Source organism: Streptococcus mitis (genome assembly GCF_016658865.1).
GTDB lineage: Bacteria > Bacillota > Bacilli > Lactobacillales > Streptococcaceae > Streptococcus > Streptococcus mitis_BT.
On sequence record NZ_CP067992.1, the window covers coordinates 1,487,096 to 1,499,144 of the forward strand.

The window sequence follows — 12,049 nt, forward strand, 5'->3', positions numbered from 1 at the left end:
AAAAGGCTTAACGGTTATTTTCTATATATAAATCTTTCAGATATTCGATCATTTATTCACCTAGGAGCCAGACTTTACGAGTAGCTTGCTCTAGCAACTGAGCTAAATCGGCGATTGCGATTATAGTATAGAACTCTGAGTATAGAAGTCAAGAAATTTTCATCTCCCTTGAATTGTCAAATTAAGTGCACCTTTCTTAGATATTTACAAATGATTTCATTTCTAAACTAATCCATCGCTATCAGGATGCTTTCTTATGTAAATAGCTGCATAAAACGCATCTACCATAACAGCTGGTAGCGTCAAGGTCAACAAAATTCCCAATAAAACACCAAAAACAATCTGAATATAACCTGTTAGAAGGGCGGGAATGATTGTTGCCCCCGCAAAAGCTATAGCAACATTATTCCACCATGTTTTCTTTCTATCTCCCTCTTTTACTTGATTAAAAGCCCAGACTTTCCCCTGATTCTTTGGGAGATAGTACCAAGCATAGAGGCAACAAGCAAAGATAAAAAGGAGCATCATCAATATTACATAAAATGGAGTGAGAGGGGATTGATATATCTCCTTGGCTCCTATAGGACTGCCGTCTGAAATAACCATTAATAAACCAATAAAATCTAAATCTATCACTAAGCTTAACACTGTGAGGGCTATCAAATAATATGTTAAAGCCTTCCAGGCGTTTACCAAATAAGGAATAAAAGAAATGATAATACCAAGTATATTCACAACACCGCAAAACAAAGAAAGTCCTTTAAAGATGCCTAGATTGTCTTCATAAGTTCCACCCACATACAGAAAACCAGTTAATGCTAAAGCAATCCATGGATATAACTTAATATAAACTAAACTAACACCATCTGTAATCAAAGGCCCGTGGTATCTTTCTCTTTCTATATCAGTAATCTTTGCTTTATTTTTTCTATTTTTCTTTACCATCAACTCCACTCCTATCGTTTGCAAGCCTTAACCAATTGCATCTATATTTTATGAAGGCATCCTTAGCTACATCTGTTTCAGAGAAAGGATAACTCTTAAAATAAACTGGGATATCTATAAAACATTTCCAGCATATCCTCTATAAGCTCCTAACATGAAGGATATACTTTTTGACAAATCCGTTCATATGATACATTTCCCAACCCACTCAATACATGCAGTGACTAAATTTTAATTCCACATTTACCATCCAAAAATTTCTTCAATAGACTGAATACCTGAAAAAGTCTCTTTTAACACACCTACTTTTATATCTGTATAGACTTTCCCATCAGAGATTGTGGTGAAAAAGAAGGGAGGGGTCAACTCACAATGCCCCTGATAATGGATATAACCAGCTAAGAAATCAATTCCTTCTTTCACTGACTCATCATCTGGTTCTAAAATTCTAGTTGAAACAGTATTTAAAACTTGAAACAGACTGTGATACAAAAAGTCTTCTGGCAAAGCATCTTCAATATACACTTCTTCTACTTCATCTGAATATCTGATATACTTAGGTTCATTTTTCTTTCATCTACAATCTTTGTAACAATCGATTTCTGTTCAGTTGTTAAAGGAAGTAAGAAAATTGTTGCAGATTGTGTAGGCAGCTCCCCGCTTTCAGAAATCTTGTATTCAACTAATTCATTTTGGTAGATTTGCTGTCCCGCATAACTCCAACTAATTTTAAATTTAGCATCATGATTAATGTCAGTATCTGTCTTGTTTAATATCATAAATACTGCATACTCCTGCTCATTGAATGTATATGTACTACCAGAATAGTATAGAGTAACTTCTCCCTGATTACCTACCTCAGGATGTTCCTTAGTCAATTTTTTTCCAAGTTCAATTAATTCCGATGTTCTACCTTCATATTGCGGTGCTACTACAAATTTCAATTCTTTCTCTTTATTTACAACTGTATCGCGTGTACTTTTCTCTGTTCCCCCTGCTTCCTTTCCATTAGAGCAAGCTCCAAGAATCAATAACAAAACGATGACAAATAACTTCTTCATCTTTTCTCCTTTTAATAAAAATGATACAAACCTTTATCTCTTTTTAGACTTCTTAACATGTTCCTTATACATTTTTGACTTCTTTCCATACCATTCTTCAATGGTATAGCCATATTCCTCTACTTCAACAATACTAACGTCTGACATCTATACCTCATCTCTTTAACAAATAAGCAAGTACTACAATAGCATAGGTCATGATTAACAATATAGCACTACCGATGCCAAACCATTTATAAAGCTTGTTAATCCCACAGTATCGTTCCACATAAGCCCTGTTTGGTTTTTCAGGATCATACCATACCGTCATCTTCGAATAGACTGGAAAATGCGTACGCATTAAGTTATTAAACGATATAAAAGAATTGCGATAAAAGGTTAGTGAATTTGCCAACATATCCTCTCTTGTAAAGTTATCATATGTACTTATGGGGCCCCATGGAAGCGAAACCGTTTTGATTATAAAATACCGTAATGGCTTGCTATAAGTAGTTCCGTTAACCGTATATTCAACAATCGGAGGATTTCCAGCCTGAAAATTACTATAGCCCACAACCGTTCCCTTAACAGACGATTTGGCAAGACGTACCATCTTTTTATCCCGAAAATAAAGGTAGAGATATGTACCAGATAAAAAGATCAAAGATAAAAAGATGACGATGGTAGCAAATAAAAATAAAATGGTTTCTGTTGTCACATTCAACTCCTAGCTTATTCTATGCTCTTCACATCAGACATTGAAAGTGTCATCTTGGATGGATCTGACATCGAGTCAACAACCTCCAATTGTTCTGAGTTAAGTGGTAACAAAATTAATGTAGTTGTGTAAGAAGGTAACTCACCACTATCCTTGATAGCATAGCTAATCTTTTGATTCTCAAAAATAGTTTTGCCATCATAGGACCAGCTTAGTGAAAACTCCAAATCTTTTTTGATATCTACGTCAGTTTTATTGACGAGCATCAGTGCTGCTCTACCATCTGAGACTGCTCCTGTATAGTAGATAGCCATATTTCCCTTACTACCTAGTTCGGGATGTTCCTTAGTCAATTTTTTTCCAAGTTCAATTAAATCAGACGTTTGACCTTCATATTGCGGTGCTACTACAAATTTCAATTCTTTCTCTTTATTTACAACTGTATTGCGTGTACTTTTCTCTGTTCCCCCTGCTTCCTTTCCATTAGAGCAACCTCCAAGAATCAATAACAAAATGATGACAAATAACTTCTTCATCTTTTCTCCTTTTAATAAAAATTATACAAACCTTTATCTCTTTTTAGACTTCTTCACATGTTCCTTGTACATTTTTGACTTTTTCCCATACCATTCTTCGATGGTATATCCATACTCTTCACGGTATTTCTCTTGATTTTTATTGACTGCATTCAAGTTCTCTAGCGTTACTAAATAGGATTTAAGAAATGAAACCATAAAAAGGCCAAATAAAATAGGTGAAATTGGCAATAAAGCAAGCAAGAGGTGCGCAAGGAAATGATTAAGCCCGTGGGTAAAGAGGTTGATTCCATACATCAACAACCATAAGAATAAAATAACATTCAAAAATTTTTTAATATTTAGAGAAGCAAAAAAATCTTTTCTAGCGCGCTGCTTTGTTACAAAAATGTAGATAAAGTAAATCAGTGATAAGACAAAACCTATCCAGTAAACGATACGAATTGCAACTAGAGGGATTAAATACAAGATGGCTATAAACCAACTATAATAAAAAATCACAAATAGAATCAACTGAAGAATCTGAGTCAATAAATAAGCTTTAATGCGATTTCTTTTGGAAATAATATAAAAACTAATAAAACAGAGCCAACTAAACAAGAATAGAAAACCAAAGAAACTAGCTGGAGGAATAAGGCTATTTTCTATTGATGTCAATTGTATAACTAGTTCATGTCCATCTTCACTAGCCAATCGGAGCACTCCCATTGGAAAGTATGAGGCCCAAATAATCAAAAACAAATACAAAGGCATTGCGAAAATCATTAATAATGGATTCCATTTACGTGTTGTTTCTAGTGCATCATTAGTATCTTTTTGTATCTTATCCATTTATTTTCTCCTATTATCCAAACAAGGATGAGGCCGCCTTCAGACCACCATTGAAAAAATCAGAAACATTCTTGCCCACACTTTTGACAGTCTCCAAGCCCTGGTGGATTCCTTTCCCGATAGATTCCACTCCTGATTCTACCACGTCTACAGCACCATAAGCTAAATTTTTAGCTTTGTCATAAACTGACTTTTTAAATTCTGGTGCAACAACAGAACCGATAAGATTAAGCGTTCCCCAAGCGAGCCCAACGATAGCTCCAATAGCAGTCTTCGAATTTTTGCCAAACAGAAAAACAAAGAAAAATGTCCTTGCCCCATTATACCACAATATCAAAATAGCTAATTGTACCCTCCTGATTGTATAATGGAAATCTACCTATAATTATCACATCAATCGCTCCATTATGTAGACGAACAATTGTACCAATAGGTAATAAGTTAGACATTCTCCTCTCCTTTTTCTACTATTTTAATGATTTTTAACCATCTATTAAGTTGGTAATCAAATTTGAACATAAATATCACTAAAAAACTAACCGCCAAAAAGAGTACGGCAATGGTTTCATTTCCAAAGACAAACAAAAGAGTAGCGACTACAGTTAGGATTCTAAAAAGATTAAGAAGACATTTAAAATACCCTCTTCTTCTCTTCAAAGATCTGACAAACTTCTTACTCTGTTCCCCATCCAACTCTGATTTTTTTAATTTTAAAGTTCCGTGGTAAAATCTGATAATCAAAGCGGCCAAAAAATAAGATAAAACGCCTAAGATCGTAACCGTCCCAACTCGGACTAACTGATTATTAAATATTCCTGCTTCAGCCAATATATCAGAAATTTTATTTATAATGTACAGCATAACAGGCAGTAGAATATAAGACCAGTAATTAGGAGAAGATGTTTCCTCTAGCAATACCTTATTCTCCCAATCAAAATGATAATTTTTGTTCTCCCATATCCCTAAATTAATAATTGTTTCCATATGTACATCCTTTTTAATTAAATACACTACCTAATCCCGAGAAAAATCCATTAACTGCATCTCCCGCACTGTCCTATATTTTATCAGCTGTATCACCAACAGATTTCATCGTATCACCTACTACTTTCTTTGTACCATCCCAAACATCACCAACAAATTCCACGACTTTATCTCCATATTTATCATATAGATAATCAAAAGCCATTGATCCCACCACTGTTGCACCAAAAACCCATCCTCCTGGACCTAATAATGCTGTAGCTAACAATGTTACTCCAATATGCCCACCTGTCTAAATTGCTGCATCTCCAACATCTTCGCCACTGTATAACTGTGCGACAAAATCAATCGCCGATCCCAATCCATATGGTAATGCTTTCGCAAATTTAGCACTCCCTAAGAATCCATCTAATTTATTCACTGACAGTATTACACAATCTCCAATTTTCTCAATGCTTTCTCCCACCATTTTATTAACAGTAGAACCAGGTGCAGTTGATAGAAGTGCACTCAATCCACATTTCGTTAGTGTATTCCCAATCTGTGATTTTAAGCCATTGATTAAATATGGAACTTGATATGGAAGCATGTAAGAGGTATAATAACCCGTTCCTAAATCAGAAGCTATATCACTTAATTTTGAAGTGATACTTTCCTTTAAAAAATCTACAGACTCATTTTTTAGATCATCCGGAGAAATATTTATACCATTTTGTTGTTTGCTTGAAATAAAGTATTTATTCCCTTCCTACTATGAATCTCCCAAACCATTTAACAATATTTTTTGTCTTTTCAATATTTTTTTAACTTTACTTGTCTTAAATTCCTGATGAAAATGTATAACACAAGCAAAAGCAAGTAGATATATCAACAGACATAAAAAATCAGTTTCTCTAATATAAGTAACCAAAAAATAAATCCCTAAAATAATAAAGAGAATCTTAATAATAAAAATTGAAATCACCTTTACTAATAGTGTTTTGAGATCTTTTCCCTTCAAAACAACTGTTTTCCAACCAGTTCTCGGATATTTTTTTCTCGCCTTCGTTATCATCAACATTCCGCAAACTATCAGAGTTCCAATCATTGCAATACCGAGATTAATCGTATACGATAATGTACCAATGGCTGAATTTAAAGCACTTGCAATTCCTTTTAAAAGAAAGACTGCAAGTGGAGCAGCAACCATAATCCAATTAGAACTATTTTTTTGATTTTGATATTGAAATACTTCGTTTCTTTCATCAAAATAAATCCATTTCGAATCCAAATAACCAATATATATTTTCATAATTAAAATTTCTCCGTTAATTTATTAATTAAAAACACTACCTAATCCCGAGAAAAATCCATTAACTGCATCTCCTGTACTGTCCCATATTTTTCCAGCAGTATCACCTACTACTTTCTCTGTACCATTCCAAACATCACCAGCAAATTCCACGACTTTATCCCCATATTTATCATATAGATAAGCCTTATCAAAAAGAGTACTTAAACGTGCTTTTGCACCGGCTACTGAATCCATTAATCACAGTTTAGTTGCTGTATGTACAAATGCACATCTCGCAATTTCCTTATTCAGATTATCCAAAAAGAAGAGAGGTAAATTAGTCCTCTCCTAGACATGAATTCTTGTTAACTTGCTACCGTTAATATAGAGAAAAACCAATTAATTAGTTATTTTCACCTGACCTTTTTCATATCCCGAATACCAACTACTTTCAGGACTGACATATTCGGGCAATTCCTTTTGTGGCTGTTCTCCTAAAAGAATTAAGGTCCCATCATGTATCAAACAAGAATAATGAACCGAATCTCTAATAAATTCTTCATTCTCAGTATCAAATGAGTAAGTATATTCTTTACCTCCTTCCTTTATAGTGATCTGCTCACCTTCTATTTTTATCCATGAAGTTTTATCTAGTGAAGCCGTTTTAGTAGATTCATTTTTGACTACCAGATAGTAAATTCCATCATCTGATTTCATATCATCAAGAATAGTAGTAATGAGCCCTAGAATCATAAATGCAGGAATAATCAAAAGAAACCATTTCCATTTTTTTGTTTTATTTTTCATCAGTATCAGTTACCTCCATGAATTTCGTTTTATCATTATTATTTACCTTTCCTCTAAGTTTCAACATATAGCCACCACCTTGAGGAGTTCCATTCCATATCTGTTCAACAGTTAAACTATTCTAATCCATCTGAACAGATCCAATCTTTGAATTTTTAAAGACTTTACAAATTTTTCAATTTCTTCTTCATGCTCCTCCAAAAATTACAAGTGCTAAAATCAGCCAAAGCAAGGTACATTTTTTCATGATTATCCTCCTATAACGTGAGAATATAGACATATTATATCATGAATGTAAAAAAATTCTTGTCATGAACCGCCCCTCAAAGCTTAACCAAAAATCTAACTCTCTCAATATCTGTACCTTATCAGTATTTTGTTTGAAAAAAATTTTCTATAAAATTCCTTTTACACTATCTTTCCAATAATTCCTATAACAGGAATCAAAGAAATACCTATAAGATCTGATTCTAAGGTGCTATCCCATCTTTTTCATTCATTTATACTAACTGCAATTGAATTACATCTTATTGCTTCTTTTTTCATCTAGTTTAACACTCTAGAATTAGCTTCAAGGCATGATCCTAACATCTAAAAAAGCCTGTCCTGAGACAAGGCTTTGAGTTTTTTCTTAGGACCCCGCACTTTCGTAGGCATCTAACCCCCTATCCCAAAGTTTAAGAGAAATGACAAAGAAAACAAGGGAAATCAACATCAAACCACCAATGTTAAAGATAACATTCTTGTCCTGCAAGAAATAGCTAGCAGGATAATAGGCCGTAAAGGCAAAAGGCACGATAAAGCTAATCAACCATCGAAGGAGCGAATTGTAAATAGAAATCGGGTACTTGGCAAAATCATTAAACATATAGAAAATGTAAATCATGGCACCTGACTGCTTAGTCCAAAAAGCGATGCTGGCTGTCGCGATTTTCAAGGAAGTATAAATCAAGGTCGCAAAAGGAATACAAACTAGGAAAAGCAGGAATTTTGGAAGAGTCCAAGCAATGCTAGATACCGTTGTCGCTAGTAGGATCCCACCAACCAAGAGTTCGCCCAAAGCATCAATCTGAAAGGTCTCAACCAGAATGTGAAAAAGAGGATTGATAGGACGCGTCAGATACTTATCAAACTCCCCTTTTCTCACCAAGCGTTGTCCCAATGCCCAGAGATTATCAAAAAAGAGATGGTCCAAGCCCTTGGGAATCAAGGAAAATCCATAGATAAAAGCAATTTCTTGAAAAGTCCAACCTTCTAGAGATGGGATGTGTTGAAAGATGACATTGAGAAACAAGAGGTTCAAGCCTTGGGTCAGAAAGACTCCCAGGACTCCAACCACAAAATCCACCTTATATTCCATGATTTGTTTGATGTATTGTCTGATAAAAATCAGATGCATGCGTTGATATTTTTTCATACTAACCTCCTTGAATGGTGATAAATGACTGGACTCGTTTCCAAATCAACTGAGACAAGCCCACCATTACTAAGAGCCAGAAAAACTGCAAAGCGAGTGCCTGAAGAATCTGACTAGCATCGTATTTCCCAACAATAATCATAACCGGAGTATAAATCAAGGATGAAAAAGGCAGGAAGGAGAGAATATCTGAAACAACCTTTGGAAAGAATGCTAAGGGAATCAAACTTCCAGACATAAAAGCCACTATGGAAGTCTTAAGTAGATTGGAACCCCATAGATTTTTAAACACAAAGGCAGAAAATCCAAAGCAGATATTAAAGAAAAAGTTAATCAGATAGGCCAGCGTTAGACTAAAGAGATAAAGGACAGTTAATCCCAGCACTTCTACAATCTCTTGCCCAGATAAGATTTTCATCAAAACAATGACACTTAAAAATGGAAGGCCAACGCTGATAAAAATCAACCACTTAGACCCAAGCTCGGTAAAAAGATAAGAGGCTGCAAAATGCACTGGTCTCAACAAGCGCATGATAATGGAACCATCCTTGACCTCCTCCCCAATCATAAAGGAGCTATCCGACCTGGTCAGAAGATTGGTCACAAAACTCATGATGATGTAGAGGGTGATATCTGCCATACTAAAGCCCTGAATCAAGGACTCCTGCGATGAATCAAAGACAGCCTTCCAGAGATAAAAGGCCACAAAAGCACCCATAACATCGCCGATCCGATAGAGAATGAAGTTGACTCGATAGGTAATCAACTCCTGAACCCCTGCATTGATAAAGGGTTTATAACGTCTCCACAATTTGAACATCTTAGAGCTCCTTTCGGTAGAAGCGACGGATAATATCCTCAATATCCGTATCCACCATCTTCAAATCGCGGATTTCAAAATCAGATAGGGTTTGCTTGATAATGTCAGCTGATTGGTAGCGAGAACTATCGAATTCAATGTTGAGACTATTCCCTTGTCTATCAATGGCCATATCAGGCAGGCCTTCATAGTGAGAAGCGATATGACTTTGACCTGGTAGCAGTTCAAAAGAAAGAGTCTTCATCTTTCCAAAGGTTTCCTTAAGTTGGCTCACCGTTCCATCAAAAATCTCCTGCCCCTTATCAATCATAAAGATCCGATCACAGAGTTGCTCAATATCGCTCAGGTCATGAGTGGTCAAGAGAATGGTTGTTTCTTCCTCTTGATTGATTTGGGTGATAGCCCGACGAATATTGTCCTTGACCGAAACGTCCAACCCAATGGTCGGCTCATCTAAAAAGAGAACCTTGGGATTGTGAAGCAAGGAAGCTGCAATATCCGCCCGCATCCGTTGCCCCAGTGAAAGAGTTCGTACGGGATCCTTGATAAAGTCCTTCAAATCCAAGACTTCATTCAAAAAGTCCATACGCTTATGAAAGAGCGAGTCTGGCACATCGTAAATCTCTTTCAAGACCGTGTAGGTCTCTTGTAGAGCCAAATCCCACCATAGCTGGGTGCGTTGTCCAAAGACCACTCCAATATCCTTGACATAATCTTGGCGATTGTCCTGGGGAATCTTGCCATTAATCCGACAAAAACCAGATGTCGGTTTTAAAATCCCTGTCAGCATTTTAATGGTTGTCGACTTCCCAGCACCATTTGCCCCGATAAATCCTAAAATTTGCCCTTTGGGCACCTCAAAGGTCAAATCTTTGACAGCTTCAAAGGTCTGCTTTTCAGGATGAATAAAGGAGCGCAAAGCCCCCTTCAAGCCCGGTTCCTTAACAGTCTTCACAAAATTTTTCTGAAGATGTTCCACTTCTATCATTGCCATAAATCTCTCCCTAGCGCAAGGAATAGCAACGTTGTGTTTTTGACTACAAACATTCTAAATCCTTACTTTCTACACCTTCTACATTTTATTCTTACAAAAGGCTTTATACCAACCTATTATAGTCCAATAAAAAAAGGAATGCAAGCGTTTGCCTACAGATTATAAAATTAGAGATTTCTCTCTTAAAATCATACTTTTAAACAAAAATTCTGGTTTAATAGTTTCCTTGAAACGTCAAAAAAACCACCCAATGGGCAGGTTAGTATGGCTCTATAATATTTGTAGTGGGTAAATCCTCTATAGATATTATGGAGCCTATTTTTGTGTAGAAAAAAAGTCCCATATGACCTATAATGAAAAGCGACAAAACAACTCATTAGAAAGAATCATATGGAACAATTACATTTTATCACAAAACTGCTCGATATCAAAGACCCTAATATCCAATTTATGGATATCATCAATAGGGATACTCACAAAGAAATCATCGCTAAACTGGACTACGACTCTCCATCTTGTCCTGAGTGTGGAAGTCAAATGAAGAAATATGATTTTCAAAAACCGTCTAAGATTCCTTACCTCGAAACGACTGGTATGCCTACTAGAATCCTCCTTAGAAAACGCCGTTTTAAGTGCTATCAGTGCTCGAAAATAGCGGTCGCTGAGACTCCTCTAATAAAGAAAAATCATCAAATCCCTCGTATCATCAACCAAAAAATTGCTCAAAAGCTGATTGAAAAAACTTCTATGACCGATATTGCCCATCAGCTTTCCATTTCAACTTCAACTGTCATTCGAAAGCTCAATGATTTCAACTTTAAGCATGATTTTTCTCGTCTTCCTGAGATTATGTCTTGGGACGAGTATGCCTTCACTAAGGGAAAGATGAGTTTCATTGCGCAAGATTTTGATAATCTCAACATTATCACTGTTCTTGAAGGCAGAACACAAGCTATCATCCGAAATCACTTTCTGCGCTACGATAGAGCCGTTCGTTGTCAGGTGAAAATCATTACTATGGATATGTTTAGCCCCTACTACGATATTTCCAGAAAACTTTTTCCTAACGCTAAAATCGTTCTCGACCGCTTTCACATTGCCCAACATCTCAGCCGTGCTATGAGTCGTGTGCGTGTCCAAATTATGAATCAGTTTGAGCGAAAATCCCATGAATACAAGGCTATCAAGCGTTACTGGAAGCTCATTCAACAGGATAGTCGTAAATTGAGTGATAAACGTTTCTATCGCCCTACTTTTCGCATGCATCTAACCAACAAAGAGATTCTAGATAAGCTTTTGAGCTATTCAGAAGACTTGAAACACCACTACAATCTCTATCAGCTCTTACTTTTTCACTTCCAGAACAAGGAACCTGACAAATTCTTCGGACTTATTGAGGACAATCTAAAGCAGGTTCATCCTCTTTTTCACACTGTCTTTAAAACCTTCCTCAAGGACAAAGAAAAGATTGTCAATGCTCTTCAACTACCTTATTCTAATGCCAAATTAGAAGCGACTAATAATCTCATTAAACTTATCAAACGAAATGCATTTGGTTTTCGGAACTTTGAAAACTTCAAAAAACGGATTTTTATCGCTCTCAATATCAAAAAAGAAAGGACGAAATCCGTCCTTTCTAGATCTTAGCTTTTCTTCAACCCACTACAGTTGACAAAGAGCCGTT

General features: G+C 35.8%; 18 protein-coding genes and 1 pseudogene. 1 reads left to right on the top strand and 18 read right to left on the bottom strand.

Annotated elements, in window-relative coordinates; all coding sequences use genetic code 11:
* Nucleotides 1-222 precede the first annotated feature (222 nt).
* The 18 genes and pseudogenes from JJN14_RS07455 to JJN14_RS07530 form a co-directional block, all read right to left on the bottom strand.
* Complete coding sequence (locus tag JJN14_RS07455; protein ID WP_201058303.1) at nucleotides 223-945, bottom strand: hypothetical protein; 723 nt, start codon at nucleotides 943-945, stop codon at nucleotides 223-225.
* Between the two features lie 243 nt (nucleotides 946-1,188).
* Nucleotides 1,189-1,470, bottom strand: a complete 282-nt coding sequence (locus JJN14_RS07460) for a hypothetical protein (protein ID WP_236253680.1) — start codon at nucleotides 1,468-1,470, stop codon at nucleotides 1,189-1,191.
* Nucleotides 1,471-1,475: 5 nt separating this feature from the next.
* Nucleotides 1,476-2,006, bottom strand: a complete 531-nt coding sequence (locus JJN14_RS07465; RefSeq protein ID WP_201058304.1) for a hypothetical protein — start codon at nucleotides 2,004-2,006, stop codon at nucleotides 1,476-1,478.
* A 154-nt stretch (nucleotides 2,007-2,160) separates the two neighbouring features.
* Complete coding sequence (locus tag JJN14_RS07470; RefSeq protein ID WP_201058305.1) at nucleotides 2,161-2,703, bottom strand: hypothetical protein; 543 nt, start codon at nucleotides 2,701-2,703, stop codon at nucleotides 2,161-2,163.
* A gap of 14 nt (nucleotides 2,704-2,717) precedes the next feature.
* Nucleotides 2,718-3,239 carry a hypothetical protein gene (locus JJN14_RS07475; RefSeq protein ID WP_201058306.1) on the bottom strand — a complete coding sequence of 174 codons (522 nt, stop codon included), beginning with the start codon at nucleotides 3,237-3,239 and terminating at the stop codon, nucleotides 2,718-2,720.
* Nucleotides 3,240-3,272: 33 nt separating this feature from the next.
* Nucleotides 3,273-4,070: a hypothetical protein gene (locus JJN14_RS07480; protein ID WP_201058307.1), complete on the bottom strand. Its 798-nt coding sequence runs from the start codon at nucleotides 4,068-4,070 to the stop codon at nucleotides 3,273-3,275.
* A 13-nt stretch (nucleotides 4,071-4,083) separates the two neighbouring features.
* Complete coding sequence (locus JJN14_RS07485) at nucleotides 4,084-4,407, bottom strand: hypothetical protein (protein ID WP_236253681.1); 324 nt, start codon at nucleotides 4,405-4,407, stop codon at nucleotides 4,084-4,086.
* Entirely contained in the window at nucleotides 4,391-4,519 is a 129-nt protein-coding gene (locus tag JJN14_RS07490) for a DUF4176 domain-containing protein (RefSeq protein ID WP_201058308.1), read from the bottom strand. The genes JJN14_RS07485 and JJN14_RS07490 overlap by 17 nt, the downstream gene beginning before the upstream one ends.
* The gene (locus JJN14_RS07495; protein WP_236253682.1) at nucleotides 4,512-5,054 is read right to left on the bottom strand and encodes a hypothetical protein; all 543 of its coding nucleotides are present in this window, start codon (nucleotides 5,052-5,054) and stop codon (nucleotides 4,512-4,514) included. Before JJN14_RS07495 ends, JJN14_RS07490 begins: the two co-directional genes overlap by 8 nt.
* Before the next feature lie 73 nt (nucleotides 5,055-5,127).
* Nucleotides 5,128-5,322 (bottom strand): hypothetical protein, encoded by a 195-nt coding sequence (locus JJN14_RS10150; protein ID WP_236253683.1) that lies wholly within the window; start codon nucleotides 5,320-5,322, stop codon nucleotides 5,128-5,130.
* 24 nt (nucleotides 5,323-5,346) lie between these two features.
* A complete protein-coding gene (locus JJN14_RS10155; protein ID WP_236253684.1) occupies nucleotides 5,347-5,568 on the bottom strand; it encodes a hypothetical protein in 222 nt (73 codons plus the stop codon).
* 237 nt (nucleotides 5,569-5,805) lie between these two features.
* Nucleotides 5,806-6,345 carry a hypothetical protein gene (locus JJN14_RS07505; RefSeq protein ID WP_201058310.1) on the bottom strand — a complete coding sequence of 180 codons (540 nt, stop codon included), beginning with the start codon at nucleotides 6,343-6,345 and terminating at the stop codon, nucleotides 5,806-5,808.
* 24 nt (nucleotides 6,346-6,369) lie between these two features.
* Complete coding sequence (locus tag JJN14_RS07510; protein WP_201058311.1) at nucleotides 6,370-6,582, bottom strand: hypothetical protein; 213 nt, start codon at nucleotides 6,580-6,582, stop codon at nucleotides 6,370-6,372.
* Nucleotides 6,583-6,726: 144 nt separating this feature from the next.
* Entirely contained in the window at nucleotides 6,727-7,134 is a 408-nt protein-coding gene (locus tag JJN14_RS07515) for a hypothetical protein (protein ID WP_201058312.1), read from the bottom strand.
* 16 nt (nucleotides 7,135-7,150) lie between these two features.
* A pseudogene (locus tag JJN14_RS10310) lies at nucleotides 7,151-7,381 on the bottom strand (hypothetical protein); the annotation flags it as partial.
* Nucleotides 7,382-7,765: 384 nt separating this feature from the next.
* Nucleotides 7,766-8,551 carry an ABC transporter permease gene (locus JJN14_RS07520; protein WP_201058313.1) on the bottom strand — a complete coding sequence of 262 codons (786 nt, stop codon included), beginning with the start codon at nucleotides 8,549-8,551 and terminating at the stop codon, nucleotides 7,766-7,768.
* 1 nt (nucleotide 8,552) lies between these two features.
* Complete coding sequence (locus JJN14_RS07525) at nucleotides 8,553-9,371, bottom strand: ABC transporter permease (protein ID WP_201058314.1); 819 nt, start codon at nucleotides 9,369-9,371, stop codon at nucleotides 8,553-8,555.
* Nucleotide 9,372: 1 nt separating this feature from the next.
* Nucleotides 9,373-10,365 carry an ABC transporter ATP-binding protein gene (locus JJN14_RS07530; protein WP_201058315.1) on the bottom strand — a complete coding sequence of 331 codons (993 nt, stop codon included), beginning with the start codon at nucleotides 10,363-10,365 and terminating at the stop codon, nucleotides 9,373-9,375.
* Between the two features lie 390 nt (nucleotides 10,366-10,755).
* Between JJN14_RS07530 and JJN14_RS07535 the strand changes: the two genes are divergently transcribed.
* Nucleotides 10,756-12,012 (top strand): ISL3 family transposase, encoded by a 1,257-nt coding sequence (locus JJN14_RS07535; protein ID WP_201058285.1) that lies wholly within the window; start codon nucleotides 10,756-10,758, stop codon nucleotides 12,010-12,012.
* Nucleotides 12,013-12,049 lie beyond the last annotated feature (37 nt).